Annotated in this window: 22 protein-coding genes; 20 read left to right on the top strand and 2 right to left on the bottom strand. The window is 53.6% G+C overall.

Going from position 1 to position 16,533, the window contains the following annotated elements; genetic code table 11:
* Nucleotides 1–87: 87 nt before the first annotated feature.
* A complete protein-coding gene (locus tag ACI7RC_RS26925; RefSeq protein WP_408111243.1) occupies nt 88–336 on the bottom strand; it encodes a glutaredoxin family protein in 249 nt (82 codons plus the stop codon).
* Nucleotides 337–433: 97 nt separating this feature from the next.
* Between ACI7RC_RS26925 and ACI7RC_RS26920 the strand changes: the two genes are divergently transcribed.
* From ACI7RC_RS26920 to ACI7RC_RS26855, 14 genes are all read left to right on the top strand, one after another.
* Complete coding sequence (locus ACI7RC_RS26920) at nt 434–1,357, top strand: DMT family transporter (RefSeq protein WP_408111242.1); 924 nt, start codon at nt 434–436, stop codon at nt 1,355–1,357.
* 90 nt (nt 1,358–1,447) lie between these two features.
* Nucleotides 1,448–1,705, top strand: coding sequence for a gamma-type small acid-soluble spore protein (locus tag ACI7RC_RS26915; RefSeq protein ID WP_408111241.1), 258 nt, complete (start codon nt 1,448–1,450; stop codon nt 1,703–1,705).
* Between the two features lie 296 nt (nt 1,706–2,001).
* Nucleotides 2,002–2,385 carry a holo-ACP synthase gene (gene acpS, locus ACI7RC_RS26910; RefSeq protein WP_408111240.1) on the top strand — a complete coding sequence of 128 codons (384 nt, stop codon included), beginning with the start codon at nt 2,002–2,004 and terminating at the stop codon, nt 2,383–2,385.
* Between the two features lie 246 nt (nt 2,386–2,631).
* Nucleotides 2,632–3,666: a DUF4367 domain-containing protein gene (locus tag ACI7RC_RS26905; RefSeq protein ID WP_408111239.1), complete on the top strand. Its 1,035-nt coding sequence runs from the start codon at nt 2,632–2,634 to the stop codon at nt 3,664–3,666.
* Nucleotides 3,667–3,801: 135 nt separating this feature from the next.
* Nucleotides 3,802–4,242 carry a hypothetical protein gene (locus ACI7RC_RS26900; protein ID WP_408111238.1) on the top strand — a complete coding sequence of 147 codons (441 nt, stop codon included), beginning with the start codon at nt 3,802–3,804 and terminating at the stop codon, nt 4,240–4,242.
* A gap of 2 nt (nt 4,243–4,244) precedes the next feature.
* Entirely contained in the window at nt 4,245–5,429 is a 1,185-nt protein-coding gene (gene alr, locus ACI7RC_RS26895; protein ID WP_408111237.1) for an alanine racemase, read from the top strand.
* Nucleotides 5,430–5,583: 154 nt separating this feature from the next.
* Complete coding sequence (locus tag ACI7RC_RS26890; RefSeq protein ID WP_026074660.1) at nt 5,584–5,883, top strand: CopG family ribbon-helix-helix protein; 300 nt, start codon at nt 5,584–5,586, stop codon at nt 5,881–5,883.
* A gap of 3 nt (nt 5,884–5,886) precedes the next feature.
* The gene (locus tag ACI7RC_RS26885) at nt 5,887–6,237 is read left to right on the top strand and encodes a type II toxin-antitoxin system PemK/MazF family toxin (RefSeq protein ID WP_019123949.1); all 351 of its coding nucleotides are present in this window, start codon (nt 5,887–5,889) and stop codon (nt 6,235–6,237) included.
* Nucleotides 6,238–6,518: 281 nt separating this feature from the next.
* Nucleotides 6,519–6,920 (top strand): anti-sigma regulatory factor, encoded by a 402-nt coding sequence (locus ACI7RC_RS26880; protein WP_408111236.1) that lies wholly within the window; start codon nt 6,519–6,521, stop codon nt 6,918–6,920.
* 16 nt (nt 6,921–6,936) lie between these two features.
* On the top strand, nt 6,937–7,941 hold the full coding sequence (locus ACI7RC_RS26875) for a PP2C family protein-serine/threonine phosphatase (protein ID WP_408111235.1): 1,005 nt from the start codon (nt 6,937–6,939) through the stop codon (nt 7,939–7,941).
* 27 nt (nt 7,942–7,968) lie between these two features.
* The gene (locus tag ACI7RC_RS26870) at nt 7,969–8,370 is read left to right on the top strand and encodes an anti-sigma factor antagonist (RefSeq protein WP_408111234.1); all 402 of its coding nucleotides are present in this window, start codon (nt 7,969–7,971) and stop codon (nt 8,368–8,370) included.
* Nucleotides 8,370–8,861 carry an anti-sigma B factor RsbW gene (gene rsbW, locus ACI7RC_RS26865; protein WP_408111233.1) on the top strand — a complete coding sequence of 164 codons (492 nt, stop codon included), beginning with the start codon at nt 8,370–8,372 and terminating at the stop codon, nt 8,859–8,861. Before ACI7RC_RS26870 ends, rsbW begins: the two co-directional genes overlap by 1 nt.
* A complete protein-coding gene (gene sigB, locus ACI7RC_RS26860; RefSeq protein WP_408111232.1) occupies nt 8,827–9,618 on the top strand; it encodes an RNA polymerase sigma factor SigB in 792 nt (263 codons plus the stop codon). Before rsbW ends, sigB begins: the two co-directional genes overlap by 35 nt.
* A 122-nt stretch (nt 9,619–9,740) precedes the next feature.
* Nucleotides 9,741–11,900 carry a Tex family protein gene (locus ACI7RC_RS26855; RefSeq protein ID WP_408111231.1) on the top strand — a complete coding sequence of 720 codons (2,160 nt, stop codon included), beginning with the start codon at nt 9,741–9,743 and terminating at the stop codon, nt 11,898–11,900.
* An 18-nt stretch (nt 11,901–11,918) separates the two neighbouring features.
* Here ACI7RC_RS26855 and cmpA read toward each other — a convergent pair whose 3' ends face one another.
* Nucleotides 11,919–12,044 (bottom strand): cortex morphogenetic protein CmpA, encoded by a 126-nt coding sequence (gene cmpA, locus ACI7RC_RS26850; protein WP_019123956.1) that lies wholly within the window; start codon nt 12,042–12,044, stop codon nt 11,919–11,921.
* 138 nt (nt 12,045–12,182) lie between these two features.
* Here cmpA and ACI7RC_RS26845 point away from each other — a divergent pair, with 138 nt between their 5' ends.
* The 6 genes from ACI7RC_RS26845 (at nt 12,183) to tsaD (ending at nt 16,458) form a co-directional block, all read left to right on the top strand.
* Entirely contained in the window at nt 12,183–12,638 is a 456-nt protein-coding gene (locus ACI7RC_RS26845; RefSeq protein WP_408111246.1) for a SprT family protein, read from the top strand.
* 74 nt (nt 12,639–12,712) lie between these two features.
* Nucleotides 12,713–13,711: a thiamine-phosphate kinase gene (gene thiL, locus ACI7RC_RS26840; RefSeq protein ID WP_408111245.1), complete on the top strand. Its 999-nt coding sequence runs from the start codon at nt 12,713–12,715 to the stop codon at nt 13,709–13,711.
* 40 nt (nt 13,712–13,751) lie between these two features.
* Nucleotides 13,752–14,228: a tRNA (adenosine(37)-N6)-threonylcarbamoyltransferase complex ATPase subunit type 1 TsaE gene (tsaE, locus tag ACI7RC_RS26835; protein WP_408111230.1), complete on the top strand. Its 477-nt coding sequence runs from the start codon at nt 13,752–13,754 to the stop codon at nt 14,226–14,228.
* Nucleotides 14,209–14,919: a tRNA (adenosine(37)-N6)-threonylcarbamoyltransferase complex dimerization subunit type 1 TsaB gene (tsaB, locus tag ACI7RC_RS26830; protein ID WP_408111229.1), complete on the top strand. Its 711-nt coding sequence runs from the start codon at nt 14,209–14,211 to the stop codon at nt 14,917–14,919. Before tsaE ends, tsaB begins: the two co-directional genes overlap by 20 nt.
* The gene (gene rimI, locus ACI7RC_RS26825) at nt 14,916–15,377 is read left to right on the top strand and encodes a ribosomal protein S18-alanine N-acetyltransferase (protein ID WP_408111228.1); all 462 of its coding nucleotides are present in this window, start codon (nt 14,916–14,918) and stop codon (nt 15,375–15,377) included. Before tsaB ends, rimI begins: the two co-directional genes overlap by 4 nt.
* Before the next feature lie 13 nt (nt 15,378–15,390).
* The gene (gene tsaD / locus ACI7RC_RS26820; protein WP_408111244.1) at nt 15,391–16,458 is read left to right on the top strand and encodes a tRNA (adenosine(37)-N6)-threonylcarbamoyltransferase complex transferase subunit TsaD; all 1,068 of its coding nucleotides are present in this window, start codon (nt 15,391–15,393) and stop codon (nt 16,456–16,458) included.
* The last annotated feature ends 75 nt before the right edge of the window (nt 16,459–16,533 follow it).

The raw sequence follows: 16,533 nt of genomic DNA, 5'->3' as shown, positions 1-16,533 counted from the left end.
TCCCTTGTTGTAAAAATCAGCAAGGGAGTTTGTCTGCAATCTGAGGTGAAGCGCTAGCTTCACCTTTCATTTTCCTGCTGGTCAGCTTTACAGCCCCAGTTCCCGTTTGAGTGATTCTTTGTCAAACCCGTGAATGACGCTTCGCTCGCCGTTTTCCTTTTCAATCAGGGTGACAGGGGTTGCATTGGCTCCCAGATCGATCGCTTCGTTGAAATACGCTGTATTTTCACGGATATTTCGATCTTCAAAGGAAATTCCCTGCTGTGTCAGCCACATCTTTTCTTCTTGGCAGGGGCCGCAGGTCGGTTGGGTATAAATAATCAGTTTTACAGCCATGTTGGTATCACTCCTTCTCACTGTCTTTTCGTGGAACGTTCCATTATTTCCTGCTTGGTTGCACACTTTGCTTGCACGTCGGAAAGGCGGATTTGAATTGAGATCAGTCTTGATTGGTATTATCGCAGCTTTATTTTTCTCGGCCACCTTCATTTTAAACCGTTCGATGAGCCTGGAAGGCGGCTCCTTTGCCTGGAGTGCCTCCCTGCGTTTTTTATTTATGATACCATTGCTGCTCGCCGTCGTGGCTGTAAAGGGCAGTACAAGAAAGTTGTTTGCCGATTTGCGGCGCAGGTTCGCGGTTTGGTTCATTTGGGGAACAGTCGGTTTTGGCATTTTTTACGCCGGAATTTGTTTTGCCGGTGAAAATGGGCCGGGCTGGCTGATTGCCAGTACGTTTCAGCTTACGATCATCTTCGGGCCGCTGATGGCACCGGTGTTTGGAGAGAAAATTCCCTGGAGCAGGGTCGCCTGGTCCGCCTTGATCGTATGCGGTGTGATGATTATCCAGTTCGACCAGATTCAGGCCGTATCCATCAAGGCTGCAGCTCTGACAGTGATTCCGCTGCTGCTGGCAGCCATTGCTTATCCGCTCGGAAATCGAAAGATGATGAGCCATATACAGGGTGAATTGGACCCGTTTTCCAGAATATTAGGGATGTGCATCGGGAGCCTCCCCTGTTGGATACTGCTTTCGGTCTACGGCTATGCCGAGAGCGGCTTGCCCACCTCCTCACAGCTTGTGCAATCTCTGCTTGTTGCCGTCTGTTCCGGACTGATTGCGACTACCCTGTTTTTCTTTGCTACAGACCTGGCTGGCAATAACCAAAATGTGTTGGCGATGGTTGAGTCGACGCAAGCAACAGAAGTGATTTTCACGCTCATCGGGGAGGTCGTGCTGCTTCACAGCCCGCTTCCTTCGCTTGTCTCGTCTGTGGGAATACTGGTCGTCTGTTTGGGTATCGTCATGCAAAGCAGGGGGAGCAATAAGAAACTGCAGCGGACGGCCGCATTGGACTGATTGGGATATCATATCGTGTAAAAAAGTGGGTGGATACCTCTTCGCGTCACTGAGCACATTATGTACAGACGCGACAGGAGGTGAACCATCATGGCAAAACGTAACCAAGCTGGTATGAACCAAGCCGGTATCAACGCAGCAACCGAATTCTCCAGTGAGACGAACGTATCTGAGGTACGTCGTCAAAACCAGCAATCTGCTGCTAATGCACAACAACAAGGTGCTGCTCAAAACGCTGCTTCTGCTACTGCTACTGAATTTGCTAGCGAGACGAACGTATCCCAGGTACGCCGTCAAAACCAGCAATCTGCTGCTAAAGCAGCCCAATCCAACAAAGCCAATCAATAATCTGATTACAAATGGCCCTCGCCACCAAAACGGCGAGGGCCTTTAAGGTATTTTACCTTGAAAACGGTTCGGGAGAACGAGGAAAATGGAGCGAACGCAGGCCTTGGCAACGCCTGCCCAGTCGGACATCTCCGCTTCCTTGTTGGCGTGCCACGAACGGAGTGAGCCCATTTTTCTCGTTTCTCCATGATCAATGTTAGTCATGCCACAAGCTTTTCCCGGTACTTTTCTCGCAATTGGTATGTGTGTTTTCCCGCTCATTTTGTCATAATGGGTTTAGAAGAGGTGAGAGACAAGTGATAGTGGGAATAGGAATCGATCTGATTGAAATCGACCGGATCGCGGAATTGCTGCAGCGGAATTCAAAGTTCGTTCAGCGGGTATTGACCGACAAGGAACGGGAGCTTATGCCCAAAGGCGATCGCCGGTCGTGGGAATACATCGCCGGCCGCTTTGCAGCCAAGGAAGCCGCCGCAAAAGCACTTGGAACGGGAATTGGCGCCCATGTCGGCTTTCAGGATATGGAAGTGCTGCGGGGAGACAGTGGAGCGCCTTTATTACGGATTAAACAAGAGATTCTGGCGGCAAGGTACGGGCAGCTGCAAACGCCTGTATGCCACCTGAGCATTTCGCATTCACATACATACGCCATCGCCCAAGTCATTCTTGAACAAGCGTAACTTGTCTGCATATTGGGACGAGGAGGGACATAGATATATATCGCGTAGATTAGGAGGGACTACCTGAATGTCAAAGGGAGTATTTGTCCGACTGTCAGCGATATCACTGTCTCATTTTCTTCCATCCCGTCATTTTCCCAACTTTCGTGCAATGAAATGGTGAGATTCGCCCGGATGACATATTTCCCTGGAAATAGACAGGGTTGCCTTCCTCTGTCGAATACCTGACAAGGAGGAATTCATTGGATGAAACGGGGAGCTATTTGGTTGGTTTTGCTGCTGCTACTTTCCGTTTTGACGACAGGCTGCTTCGGTAAGAAATCACCGGAAGATGTCGTCGGAGACCTGAGCAATACGATGGAAAAAATGACCGGGTACAAAACTGACGCCGTTTTAACCCTGCAGACAGGTTCAACCCCGCAGAAATACGACGTTCAGGTGTGGTACTCAAAGCCGTCAAACTATCGGGTCGCGCTCACTTCCAAGCAGCGCAACATTACGCAGATCATCTTGAAGAATGACGAGGGAGTTTTTGTTCTCACCCCCCATTTGAACAAAAGCTTCCGGTTCCAGAGCGGTTGGCCGGAAAACAACGGACCGCTTTACCTGTACGAAACGCTCGTGAGCAGTATCGTCGATGACACGGAGCGCCAATTGAAGATGGAAAGCAATCAGTACGTCTTCGAGGTAAAAGCCAATTACAGCGGCAACCGTTCGTTAACGAAGCAAAAGATTTGGATGAGTGAGGATTTTAAACCGGCAAAGGCTGAAATTATGGATACCAACATGAATACTGTGGTTGAAATTACCTTCAGCAATTTTACCTTTAACCCCACCTTTGAAAAGGATGCGTTCGACAAGGACCGCAACATGACCGGGGCTCTCAGTTCGATCCCCACCCTTTCCCAGAACGGTACGACCGGGAAGACACCTTCGGGACCATTTGGGGTGATTATTCCAGAATACGTTCCCGACGGAGTCAAACTAATCGGTACGGAATCGCTGACACAAAACGGGGAACCCGTCGTCGTCCTGCATTACCAGGGGGATTCTTCCAATTACAAGCTGATGGAATCGCGTCCTAACGCTGCCACGGTCTCTTATGAACAGGGGCTTCCGGTGGATCTCGGCTTTACCATTGGAGTCTTGACCAGCACGAGCGAACAAAGACGGCTGCTCACCTGGGAACTGGATGGCGTCGAGTATACGCTTACCGGTGATTTGTCCGAGGAGGAAATGGTCAGGGTAGCCAGTTCGACATACGGCGTCAGCGGAAAATAACATGAGGCTGGAAAAAGAGGCGGGGATTCCCTCCTCTTTTTCTTTACAGGCGAAACCGGGGAAATCTGTGAATTGACAGCAGATGCGAAAAAGCGCTAATATACGCGTATGTATGTCGAGAGGTGACGGCTAGTAATGAAACCAAAAGATGCAGAGGTTTTATATCAAGCGGAATCTGCTTATGGTGATTTACTTTTACGAAAAAACTTTAAAATGCGTATCGTAGAAGTGCTGGTTTTTATTTTCTGCATCGTGATTGCGTCCATTTTTATTGATTCGCAAAGCGTTCAATTTAAAGTGATTGCCATAGGTGTTGCGATTGCCGTCGTAGGTCTTGCTCCATTTGCTTACAAAGCAGTATTGCGCCCGCGCTATACGCTGACCAAGACGCATCTGATCATCTCGCTTGGAAACAAAGAGACAGCGTATCCCCTGAGCGAAGTAGAGGAGGCAATCGAGGGGCGCCACTTCTATAAGATAAACGGGAAGCGGCATTCGCTGATGGTCTCGCGCGACTTCCTGGCAAAATTAAATGAACAGCTGCTGCGATTCAAACGAAAGAATAAGAGGCGATAGTGATGAGGCAGTATTGTCGCAATACGTGGGCGGAAATCGACCTGGATGCCATACGTGCAAACGTTCAGGCTTTTCGCCGCCGCATTCCCGAACGGACGGAGATCATGGCCGTCGTCAAGGCAGACGGTTATGGACACGGGGCTCTTCAAGTTGGACAAGAAGCGCTGGCCAGCGGTGCGAGTTCATTGGCAGTTGCTTTGCTGGATGAAGCGATAGCACTCCGCCGGGCAGGAATAACCGCCCCCATTCTCGTACTGGGTTACACGCCGCCCGGCGCAGCGGAAGAAGCCTTGAAGTGGAACATCGAGCTTACCGTCACCCAGCGCGAGTGGGTGCAAGATGTAAAGCAAAGGCTGCATGGACAGGCGAAACAGAACGAACCGCTGAGGCTGCATGTCAAGGTTGATACCGGGATGGGCAGACTTGGAGTTCGGACGGAAGCGGAACTGGTTGAGCTGGTTGATGAGATCCGCGGAAGCCGGTTGTTTTGCTGGACGGGCATTTTTACGCACTTTGCCTGCGCAGACGAAGAGGATACGTCCCATGTCATGCAGCAGCATGAGAAATTCCAAGCGATGTTACAAATGTTACAGGCAAGGGGATATCAACTGCCCAAGGTGCACTGCTGCAACAGCGCAGCAGCGATCGCCTTTCCGCAGTGGGGGTATGATATGATCCGCTTAGGCATAAGTTTATACGGACTATACCCTTCGCCTTATCTCAGACAGCGCAAAGATTTGACATTGACCCCGGCGCTGTCGCTAAAAACCAAAATCGCTCATGTGAAAATGCCCGAGGAAGCGTATACGGTCAGCTATGGCGCGACCTACACAGCGACTGCAGGAGAGCAAATAGCCACACTGCCTGTCGGTTATGCTGACGGATACTCGCGAATGCTGTCCAATAAAGGTTATGTACTGCATCGCGGCAGCCGCGTGCCGATTGTCGGGAGAGTCTGCATGGATCAGTTGATGGTCAAGATCGAACAGAAAAACGCAGAAGTTGGCGACGAGGTTGTCCTCTACGGCAGACAGGGAGATGAAGAGATCAGCCTTGACGAGGTGGCAGCCGAACTGGGTACGATCAACTACGAGGTGGCTTGCATGCTGAACCGGCGCGTGCCCCGCGTTTACCTGCGGGATGGAAGGATCGCTCAGGTGGCAAATCCAATCGTCAATATATGCTAAAATGCTTTACCGTTTGACAAGCAGGATTTTCGCGTAATACCGCGAATAGTTTACCTGATACACCGACAATATGTATATTTTTGCATACGGTTCGACATAATGGTATTGTTGCTGGCGGAATCGCGGGTACGAGAGTTAGACAGATGTAATGGCCATGGTTGGAGGTGGGTATGTCTTGTCGAAGACAAACACGAAACGCATAATGATCAGCTTGCCGCAGAACCTTTTACAGGAAGTGGATGGCGTAGTGGAAAAAGAAAAATCCAATCGCAGCGAATTGATTCGCCAGGCGATGAGTTTGTATCTAAAAGAACGTAAAAAACGCTTTATCCGCGAGACGATGCAAAAGGGCTACATTGAAATGGCCAAAATCAACTTGAAGATGGCATCGGAAGCATTTGAGGCGGAGGAAGAAGCCGACCACACCTTGGACCGCTTAGTTAGCGGGGTGTAGCTGGTGATTGTCAAACGTGGCGATGTATTTTTTGCAGATCTTTCACCTGTCGTCGGCTCTGAACAGGGAGGAGTTCGACCTGTATTAGTCATTCAAAATGATATTGGCAATCGGTTTAGTCCGACCGTCATCGTCGCTGCTATCACCGCTCAGATCCAAAAGGCAAAGTTACCTACACACGTAGAAATCGACTCGAAATTGTACGGGTTTGATCGCGACTCCGTCATCCTGTTGGAGCAGATTCGGACCATTGACAAGCAGCGCCTTACGGATAAGATCACACATCTTGACGATGAGATGATGGAACGAGTGAATGATTCGCTTCAGATAAGTTTGGGATTAATCGACTTCTAACAGTAGAAAACCACTCATACCTGAACAGGTGAAGTGGTTTTTTCCGCATAGGAAGGCATAGCTTAACCTATCGGCATCAAAGGGTTCCATGAAAGAAGAACCAGCTTCTTCGAATTGCTTCGATAGAAGCTTTTTTAGTGTGTTTATCTTTTTGTCACTTTTGTTACCATAAAAGCAGGATTTGCAGCTTACCATAGCGAATAAAACAATAACAGAAAATCAGACAAATTTTGACACGTGGCACTGGGGACGAAAGATTTCAGGTGAAGGGAGTCGCAGTCATGGCCGTGGTTTATCGCATACCGATACATACAGAGCAAGACATCGTCCTTGCCAGACAGACGGGTCGAAATATTGCAAAAGATTTACACTTCGGTAACATTGTTCAATCAAGGATTGCCACGGCGATTTCTGAACTGGCTCGAAACATCTTTCTTTACGCTGAAAAGGGATCGGTCACGATTACCCCCATTAAGCAGGGCGAAGCCATAGGACTTAGGATAGTCGCTGAAGACCACGGGCCGGGTATAGGAGATATTCGCAAGGCGATGGAAGATGGTTACACTACTTCGGGAGCGCTGGGCGCCGGTCTGCCTGCTGTCAAGCGGCTAATGGACGAGTTCTCCATTCAAAGCATCCCCGGCAGGGGGACCGTTGTAACGGTGATAAAGTGGAGCGATTGAAAGGAGAATTTTTTCGATGGCCCGGCAAGAATGGGAAGACGAATACAGGAAGATTTTACAGGCCTTTCTAAGAGGTCGGGGAGAAGACCAGTTGTACCTTGGCCAACAGCTTAGCAAATGGCTTCGGGCACATCACGTAGCACCGGAAGAAATCGTAGACTTTCATGTACGGGCACTGGCAGAGGTGATGGAACTGCCAGAACTGGTCAAGGATTCGTTCCAGTTATTGACAGAAGTTATGATTGAATACGGGGTAGCCTTTCGGGAGTACCGCAGTTTGCGGAGCAGGCAGCAGCAGCTCCAGTCGGAGATAGAAGTGGCCGCCACTATGCAGCAGACGCTGCTTCCCCGCACCTCTCCGCAGTTTGATCAGCTTGAGATTGGGCTGATCAGTGTGCCGGCCAAGCAGATGAGCGGGGATTATTACAATTTTTCCAAACATAATGATCAAGTATTTAGCGTGGCGCTTGCAGATATTATTGGCAAGGGTATTCCGGCCGCCCTTTGCATGTCAATGATCAAGTACGCGATGGACAGCTTTCTGGATCAGCGCATCACCCCCGCTGTGATGCTTAGCCACCTCAATGGCGTAGTGGAGCGCAATATCGAGCCTGGGATGTTTATCACCATGTTTTACGGGATGTACGATACCTGCCTGCATCGGTTCCGTTACGCTGTGGCCGGCCACGAGCCGGGATTTTGGTACCGTGCCTCCAGCAGGCGTCTATACGATTTGGAAAGCCGGGGGCTGGTATTGGGCGTCACTCCCGAGGTGGATTACCAGGAGTTTGAGATTGATATAGAGCCGGGAGATCTGTTGATCCTGATGACAGATGGCGTAACCGAGCGCAAGGTAGGGGGCCGTTTTTTGCAACGGGAAAATATTGCCGATCTCATCCAGGCAGAGATCGGGTCTTCGGCACAGCAAATCGCTGATAATCTCTATCGAAAGCTTCTGTTGCTGTCCAATCTGGAATTGCCCGATGATCACACGATGATTGTGATTCGCCGGGTTGTGTAAAGTCTTGGCAGGGAAGGAAGGAAGACGATGAACATAACAATGCAGACAAAAGCGATTCAGAATGGGACCAAGCTTTTGGTAGCAGGGGAAGTGGATGCACATACGGCACCCCAGCTCTTCGATCAGCTCGTCCCGTTGGTTCAGCGGACGGCCAATCAAAGCGTGGTGGTTGATCTGGCAGAGGTTTCGTATCTGGACAGTACGGGTCTTGGCGTATTCGTCGGCGCGTTGAAACTGTCCCAGCAGACGGGCTGCAGGCTGTCGATTCAGAATGTTACACCCCGCATCGAACGGTTGTTTCGGATTACCGGCCTCATCGATATTATTCCAGTGACTCCTCTGGAGGAATCAGCGGCCGGACAACAGGATCAGGCTTCCTTGCAAAAGCAGTTTGGCGTAGATTCAGCTGATCCGAAGGAGGAACCGTAATGGATGAGAAACGCAATGGCGACAAGATTGAGCTGACATTTCCTGCCCGGACTGACTACATCGGTGTGGCCCGCCTGATGGTTTCCGGTGTCGCCAATCGACTTGGCTTTTCCTACGAAGAGATTGAGGATATCAAGCTGGCTGTTGCCGAGGCTTGCACCAATGCCGTTCGCCATGCGTACCGGGAAGAGCATATCGGCCAAGTGCTGATTCAATGCCTGGTAGGGCAAGATTGTCTGGAGATCATCGTCGCTGACCAAGGTTCCAGTTTTGATCTGGAGGGAATGAAAGCAAAACTTGGGCCGATCGACAAACATCGCGATATTGCTGATTTGACTGAGGGGGGGCTTGGTCTCTACCTGATTCACAGCTTGATGGATAAGGTGGAAATCAGTGAGAATCATGGGGTTGTCGTGGCGATGACGAAGTATCTTGTGCGGGATGGGGAGGCAAAAGGTGTCGACGAAATCACAAGCAATCGGAATCAATAAGGCGGACGTTTGCGAGCTCATCGCCCAGTATCAGCAGGATGGTGACGAGGAGGTCCAGCAGCAGCTCGTGAAGAACTACAGAGGGATGGTGGAGTCACTGGCAACGCGGTTTGCGTACGGCAATGAACCGCTCGAGGATCTGGTTCAGGTCGGCATGATCGGCCTTTTGGCCGCATTCAAGCGTTACGACCCGTCTTTTGGCCGCAGTTTTGAAAGCTTTGCCATCCCTACCATCGTTGGCGAGATCAAGCGGTATATCCGCGACAAGACATGGAGCGTACACGTGCCCAGGCGGATCAAGGAGCTGGGTCCGAAAGTTAAGAAAGCGGTTGACCATCTTACCGTAGAACTTCAACGTTCCCCCCAGATTGTTGATATCGCCCGTCACATCAACGTGAGCGAAGAGGAAGTTCTCGAGACGATGGAGATGACGCGAAACTATCACGCTTTGTCTGTCGACACCGAGATTGAAGCGGATAGCGACGGCAGTACTGTCACTTTGCTCGATTTGATCGGCAGCGAGGAAGAAGAGTACGGCCGCGTTGAGCGTCAGTTGACCCTGTCCAAGGCGCTGCACGTACTCAGCGAGCGGGAAAAGGAAATCATCTATCTTACTTTTTATGACAATCTCAGCCAAAAGCAGGCCGGTGATCTATTGGGTATCTCACAAATGCACGTTTCCCGCTTACAGCGCAGGGCCCTTTCCAAGCTGCGGGAGGCGCTGTGGCATGACGCCAACGCACTGGTTGAAAAATAACCTGGGGAAGCCGGAAGACAAAGAGGCTTCCCTGTTTTCATAGGTTCCCCATTCCGGTTTCCGTGCCGCTTTATGTTACAATAAACATGGATTTTGGCTGAATACGGGAGGATGTACAGTTCATGGAGATCAAACAGATGGCCGGCATCATCGCTGCAGAACTCGGGGTAAAAACCCGCCAGGTTGAGCAGACGATCACACTGCTGGATGGAGGAAATACGGTTCCGTTTATCGCCCGTTATCGCAAGGAGATGACAGGCCAGCTGGACGAAACCGAGATTCGCACCATTGAAGAACGGCTTCGTTATCTGCGAAATCTGGCAGAACGCAAGGAAGAGGTGCTCCGCCTCATCGATGAACAAGGGAAGCTGACGGAAGAGCTCGCCCAAGCGATTCGGCAAGCAACCAAACTTCAGGAATTGGAAGATTTGTATCGGCCTTACAAACAAAAACGCAGAACCAGGGCCACAGTGGCCAAAGAAAAAGGGTTGGAACCGCTTGCTGAGCTGCTGCTGACACTGCCGGCCAGCGGAACGCCGGAAGCGATGGCCGAGCCGTACGTGAATCCGGAAAAAGGCGTAGAGTCGACAGAAGAAGCGCTCCAGGGAGCGATGGACATCATTGCGGAAGTCGTTTCCGACGATGCCGAGGTTCGCAAGTGGATCCGCCAGGCGACCTATCAAAAAGGCATCCTTGGCAGCGAACAGAAGGAGACGGAAGCAGACGGCAAAAACGTCTATCAGATGTATTACGCCTACAGCGAGCCGGTGAAGAAAATCGTGCCGCACCGCGTTCTGGCTCTTAACCGCGGGGAAGCAGAAGGCATTTTGAAGGTATCCATTGAAGCGCCAACCGAGGAGATCCGGTCTTTCTTGCACCGCCGCTTCATTACCCGTAAAACGGTGGTTCGCGAGCTTTTGGAGACCGCTTTGGACGACAGTTACAAGCGCTTGATCGCCCCTTCGATTGAGCGGGAAGTGCGCGGAGAGCTGACCGAAGCTGCCGAGGAGCGGGCTATCCACATCTTCGCGGAAAACCTGCGGAACCTGCTGCTGCAGCCGCCCCTGAAAGGAAAGGTCGTCCTGGGAGTCGACCCGGCCTATCGGACGGGCTGCAAGTTGGCTGTCGTGGATGAGACCGGCAAGCTGCTTCACGTCGCCGTCGTGTACCCGACGCCCCCGCTGAATAAGGTGGCGGAGGCGAGCGATGTGGTGAAAAAGCTCATCGCAAAGTACGGCGTCGAGATCGTGGCGATTGGCAACGGGACTGCTTCGCGCGAGACGGAACAGTTCGTGGCAGATGTTCTGAAGGAAATTGACAGGGAAATTTTCTACATCATCGTCAACGAAGCGGGGGCATCGGTCTATTCTGCATCGGCACTCGCCAAGGAAGAGTTTCCGGAGCTTGACGTCGCGGAGCGCAGCGCCATTTCAATCGCCCGCCGCCTGCAGGATCCGCTTGCGGAGTTGGTCAAAATCGATCCCAAATCGGTCGGGGTAGGCCAATATCAGCACGATGTTTCACAATCAAGACTGGCCGAAAGCCTGCAATTTGTCGTGCAGTCGGCGGTCAATCACGTCGGGGTTGACGTCAATACGGCCTCACCCTCGCTGCTGCAGTACGTGTCGGGGATAAACAAGCAGGTGGCGGCTAACATCGTAAAGCAGCGCGAGGATATCGGCAAGTTTACCGACCGGGCTCAATTGAAAAAAGTCCCCCGGCTGGGGGCGAAGACGTATGAGCAGTGCATTGGCTTTTTGCGGGTGATGGATGGGAAGAACCCGCTGGATAAGACGCCGATCCATCCCGAGTCCTATGAGGCGACCAACCGGCTGTTGGAGATGCTGGAGCTGCCCGTCGGCGAGATCGGCAGCGAGGCCTGCCGCGAGCGCTTGTCGGCCCTTGATATTCCGGCCACAGCGGAGCAGTTGGGGATTGGCGAGCCGACGCTGCGCGATATCGTCGACAGTCTGCTTCGCCCGGGGCGCGACCCGCGCGATGAACTGCCCAAACCGCTCCTGCACAAAGACGTATTGAAGCTCGCCGATCTGAGCAAAGGGATGAAGCTGCAGGGAACCGTGCGCAACGTTGTCGATTTCGGTGCATTCGTCGACATCGGGCTCAAAAACGACGGGCTTGTCCACATCTCGCGGCTGCGTAAAGGCTATGTCAAACATCCCCTGGAGGTCGTAACCGTTGGCGACATCGTCGATGTTTGGGTGGTGGACATCGATGAGCAGCGGCAGCGGGTTGGGCTGACGATGATCGACCCCGGCCAGTAGTGGAAAGGCGTGGCCGTCCTATTCGAGGGGACGGCCGCCGTGTTTTTCCAAATATAAAAACCAACAACTGTTGAGGAGACGTATCTGCCGGATGTCCTTCCCGTAGAAGGCCCGCTGCAGTTGTTTACGCATCCACTGCGGCATGAAGGCACCTCCTGTAGCGTTTCACCTTTACAGGCAGTGTATGCCTAAGCAAACGGGGCGGTACCTGTCCGTTCGCCGGTAAAATAACCGCTCCGGGTGAGCAGGCTTGCCTTATGGCAGACAGAAAGGATTGCCATGATGACTGATCAGGAATTGCAAAAATTGGTGGAAAAGATATCCCTGCAGTTTTTCTACAAACCGTTTCGCCACCTGGCCCGGTTCAACAGTCGGCTCAAAACGACTGGCGGCCGCTATCTCCTGCGTTCCCACGACATCGAACTAAACCCCCGGCACTTGCAGGAACACGGCATGGAAGAATTGATCGGGATCATCAAGCACGAGCTGTGCCATTACCATCTGCATCTATCGGGTCAAGGGTATCGACACGGTGACAAAGCGTTTCGCTCTCTTCTGCAGCAGGTGGGCGGTTCGCGTTACTGCAGTCAGGTGTCCGGCGGGCAAAGAGTCCTGCCTTACAAGTACGTGCTGATCTGCCGCGATTGCGGGATGTCATATAAACGAAAGCGCAAAGTGGATCCGGCCCGCTTTGTGTGCGGGCGCTGCCGCGGAAAATTGCGCCTGGAGGGGTTGTAGCCGCCCGCTTCCTTGCACTGCCGAAGAGGCAACGGCTATAATGGGAAAATCAAGGAATGGAAGGGGCGGGGGCACTGTCACACGATGAATTCTCTCTCATTCGCGAGTGGACCAAACGGGGGGCGCAGCAAGCAAAGGGCGGCCTGGCAGTAGGAATCGGTGACGATGCCGCGGTCTTTACTCCGCCCCCCGGAATGCAGATCGTTGCTTGTTGCGACACGATGATCGAGACCGTCCATTTTCTGCGGGAAACGATGCAGCCGGAAGACATCGGCTATAAATCCCTTGTGAGCAATGTAAGCGACATTGCCGCGATGGGAGGCATCCCCCGGTACGCTCTGGTGTCCATCGGCATCTCCAGCGGGTGGTCGCCTCCGGAGTGCCGACGGATTTACGACGGGATGTACGAAGCCTGCGAGCGGTACGGGGTACAGATTATAGGCGGTGACACCGTATCGGCGCCTGATGCACTCTATTTGTCTGTTACCGTCTTCGGCGAAGTAGAATCAGGGCACGCGCTGCTTCGCAGCGGCGCCAGGCCGGGAGATGCGATTTTTGTTACCGGCCCGGTAGGCGGGTCCGCTGCGGGATTGGCTATGCTGCTCAAGGCCAAAGCTGATGGTGTTGAGGTGAGCCAGGAGTGGAAGGCGCTTGCGGCACTTCATCAACGTCCCGAAGCCCAGGTGAAGGCAGGCCGCCTGCTTGTGGCCAGCGGCCATGCCGGAGCGTTAAACGACGTCAGTGACGGCCTTGCCTCCGAACTGTGGGAAATTGCCGAAGCAAGCGGAGTCCGCCTGCTGATCGAGCGGGACAAGATTCCGCTCGACAGGGATGTAGAGGCATACGCGGCCAGCATCGGGCAAGATCCGCTGGCATGGGCCTTATTCGGCGGCGAAGACTATCAGCTGGTCGGGACGGCCCGGGAGGCTTCTTCGATCAAGGAGCAGTTTTTGGCCAGTGGACTGCCGCTGTTTTGGATCGGCAGGGTAGAGTCGGGAGCTCCGGGCGTATGGATTGCCGATCAGCAAGGGACCAGGCCGCTTGAAAAAGGCGGGTATAACCACTTTGCGTAACGCTCTTTGGAAGAATAGCGGGGACAGGAGGAAGTGACGTATGGTCGATCCGTACGTTTGGACGTTTGCAAGCACAGAAGAAACGCAGGAGTTTGCAAGACGGCTGGCGGAATATTTGCGGCCAGGAGATGTGCTGGCCCTGGAGGGGGATCTCGGGGCGGGAAAAACCACCTTCACACAAGGCTTGGCCCGCGGACTTGGGGTCGCCGGAGTGGTGAACAGTCCCACCTTTACGATTATCAAGGAGTACGCCGGCCGTTTGCCGCTGTACCACATGGATGTTTACCGTGTGGAGAATGATGCAGATCAGCTTGGCCTGGACGAGTATTTCTACGGGGACGGCGTCTCAGTAGTCGAGTGGGCTTCCCTGATCGAGCCGGCGCTGCCGGAGGAGCGTCTGACTATCACCCTCTCCAACGGTGATGGACAGGCGCGTCACTGCCGCCTGGAGCCAAGGGGCAGGCGGTATGAAGAATTGTGCGAGGAGATCGGAAAGCATGCGCATTTTGGCAATTGATACGTCCAATCTCGTCCTGAGTACGGCGGTGGTGGAGGAAGAGCGCGTGCTTGGCGAGTGGACGACCAACCTGAATAAAAATCACTCGGTCCGCCTGATGGATAGCATCTCGCAATTGTTGGACAGCCTGGATCTCGGCCCCGATCAATTGGACGGGATCGCGGTCGCCCGCGGGCCGGGGTCCTATACAGGAGTGCGGATCGGGGTGGCAACCGCCAAGACTATGGCCTGGTCACTGGGTATCCCCGTGATCGGCGTCTCCAGTCTGCTGGCTGTCGCAGCCAATGCAGGCGGGTATTCCGGCATGATCGTCCCTTTATTTGACGCCAGGCGGGGGCAGGTCTACACGGGCGGCTACCGATCCGGTACCGACATGACTGTTCGTGAGGCGCTGCCGGAGCGGATCATCCTGCTGAGGGATTGGCTGCCGATAGCGGCCGAGGCTGCAGCGGACGGCCCGGTTTTGTTTCTCGGTGATGACGTGTCGATCCACCGCAGTGTGATCACGGAAGTGCTGGGCGAGCAGGCCCAATTTGCGCCGCCGTTCATTAACCATACCCGGGCTGCCGGCATAGGCTGGTTAGCGGCAAAGCAGATCGGGGAGGCGGAAAATGTCCATCAACTCGTTCCCGAGTATCTGCAGCTGGCCGAGGCTGAGGCCAAACTGAAGGCAAGAGGTTGTTCGACATGAACGAACATGACGTTGTAGAGTTTCGGTTTATGACGCTGGAGGACGTGGAGGCGGTCGCTGAGCTGGAGCGCCTGTCGTTTCCCACGCCGTGGCCGCTTGAGGCCTTTGTCAACGAGCTGACGATTAACCAGAATGCCAAATACGTCGTTGCCGTCCGGGGCGGGCGCGTCATCGGCTACTGCGGCATGTGGCTGATCCTGGATGAGGCGCACATTACCAACGTGGCGATTCATCCCGACAGCCGCGGTCAGAAAATCGGGGAACAGTTGATGCGGCAGATGATGGACCTGGCAAAAATGCTGGGAGGCGCGCAGATGACGCTGGAGGTGCGCCCGTCCAATCAGGTTGCGCGAAACTTGTATGCCAAGCTGGGTTTTAAGGAGCACGGGCGGCGAAAAAGGTATTATTCGGACAACAATGAAGACGCATTGATTATGTGGGTGAAGCTTCGTGAATAAAACGAAAACGAAAATGTCGCGCTATGAACAGCGCGTAGAAGAAACCTATCATCGGCATATGCAGTCAGGGAAGCCGGCTTTGATCCTCGGCATAGAGACGAGCTGTGACGAGACATCTGCGGCGGTCGTGCAGGACGGAACGGCGATTCTTTCCAACATCATCGCCTCCCAGGCGGAGATCCACAAGAAGTTTGGCGGTGTCGTACCGGAGGTGGCCTCCCGCCGGCACGTGGAAAATATTACGCTGACGATTGATGAGGCTCTGGAAACGGCCGGCACGACACTGGACGATATTTCGGCGATTGCCGTCACCTACGGTCCCGGCCTGGTCGGCGCCCTGCTGGTCGGCGTGGCGGCGGCAAAAGCGCTCTCGTTCGCCCGCGGCATTCCCCTGATCGGGGTGCATCACATCGCCGGCCATATATACGCCAATCGGCTGGTCAAGGAGATGGAGTTTCCGCTCGTCTCCCTGGTCGTGTCCGGCGGACATACCGAGTTGGTCCTGATGGAGCGGCACGGTGAGTACCGCATTCTTGGAGAGACCAGGGACGACGCCGCCGGGGAAGCTTATGACAAGGTGGCGCGGGCCCTCCATCTGCCGTATCCGGGCGGTCCGCATATCGACCGGTTGGCCGCCGCGGGACACGCAAGCTTACCGCTGCCGCGGGCTTGGCTGGAGCCGGATTCGTACGACTTCAGCTTCAGCGGCTTAAAGTCGGCTGTGCTGAACGCCTTGCACAACGCAGAGCAGCGGGGGGAGACAGTGGAACCGGCTGACATGGCGGCCAGTTTCCAAGAGTCTGTTATCGAAGTTCTGGTTGAAAAGACGATACGGGCGGCGACCGCGTACGGTGCCAAACAAGTGCTGTTGGCCGGCGGCGTGGCGGCTAACAGCGGGTTGCGCCGGGCGCTGGCCGACGGCTGCCAAAAAGCGGGAGTAGAACTCATCGTGCCTCCGATCTCGCTGTGTACGGACAATGCAGCGATGATTGCCGCTGCCGGATATGTCTCCTACCAAAAGCGGCAGTTTGCCTCACTTGATCTAAACGGGGTGCCGGGGCTGCCGTTGACCTCCTTCTAAGTTGACAGAAAATCGCCTGAAACGGGCGATTCAGATTGCAGACAAACTCCCTTGCTGATTTTTACAACAAGGGAG

Origin of the sequence: Brevibacillus sp. B_LB10_24 (assembly GCF_046036945.1) — a bacterium.
Lineage (GTDB): Bacteria > Bacillota > Bacilli > Brevibacillales > Brevibacillaceae > Brevibacillus_C.
This window is presented reverse-complemented; position numbering and strand designations above follow the sequence as displayed.

Excerpts from the sequence above, each read along its gene's own strand:
- rimI (WP_408111228.1), top strand. The coding sequence starts at position 14,916 with ATGAACGAACATGACGTTGTAGAGTTTCGGTTTATGACGCTGGAGGAC.
- cmpA (WP_019123956.1), bottom strand. The coding sequence starts at position 12,044 with ATGCCGCAGTGGATGCGTAAACAACTGCAGCGGGCCTTCTACGGGAAG.
- tsaE (WP_408111230.1), top strand. The coding sequence starts at position 13,752 with ATGGTCGATCCGTACGTTTGGACGTTTGCAAGCACAGAAGAAACGCAG.
- rsbW (WP_408111233.1), top strand. The coding sequence starts at position 8,370 with ATGGATGAGAAACGCAATGGCGACAAGATTGAGCTGACATTTCCTGCC.
- ACI7RC_RS26845 (WP_408111246.1), top strand. The coding sequence starts at position 12,183 with ATGACTGATCAGGAATTGCAAAAATTGGTGGAAAAGATATCCCTGCAG.
- ACI7RC_RS26905 (WP_408111239.1), top strand. The coding sequence starts at position 2,632 with ATGAAACGGGGAGCTATTTGGTTGGTTTTGCTGCTGCTACTTTCCGTT.
- tsaB (WP_408111229.1), top strand. The coding sequence starts at position 14,209 with ATGCGCATTTTGGCAATTGATACGTCCAATCTCGTCCTGAGTACGGCG.
- ACI7RC_RS26925 (WP_408111243.1), bottom strand. The coding sequence starts at position 336 with ATGGCTGTAAAACTGATTATTTATACCCAACCGACCTGCGGCCCCTGC.
- tsaD (WP_408111244.1), top strand. The coding sequence starts at position 15,391 with ATGTCGCGCTATGAACAGCGCGTAGAAGAAACCTATCATCGGCATATG.
- ACI7RC_RS26855 (WP_408111231.1), top strand. The coding sequence starts at position 9,741 with ATGGAGATCAAACAGATGGCCGGCATCATCGCTGCAGAACTCGGGGTA.
- ACI7RC_RS26870 (WP_408111234.1), top strand. The coding sequence starts at position 7,969 with ATGAACATAACAATGCAGACAAAAGCGATTCAGAATGGGACCAAGCTT.
- ACI7RC_RS26875 (WP_408111235.1), top strand. The coding sequence starts at position 6,937 with ATGGCCCGGCAAGAATGGGAAGACGAATACAGGAAGATTTTACAGGCC.
- ACI7RC_RS26880 (WP_408111236.1), top strand. The coding sequence starts at position 6,519 with ATGGCCGTGGTTTATCGCATACCGATACATACAGAGCAAGACATCGTC.
- ACI7RC_RS26890 (WP_026074660.1), top strand. The coding sequence starts at position 5,584 with ATGGTTGGAGGTGGGTATGTCTTGTCGAAGACAAACACGAAACGCATA.
- alr (WP_408111237.1), top strand. The coding sequence starts at position 4,245 with ATGAGGCAGTATTGTCGCAATACGTGGGCGGAAATCGACCTGGATGCC.
- ACI7RC_RS26900 (WP_408111238.1), top strand. The coding sequence starts at position 3,802 with ATGAAACCAAAAGATGCAGAGGTTTTATATCAAGCGGAATCTGCTTAT.
- ACI7RC_RS26915 (WP_408111241.1), top strand. The coding sequence starts at position 1,448 with ATGGCAAAACGTAACCAAGCTGGTATGAACCAAGCCGGTATCAACGCA.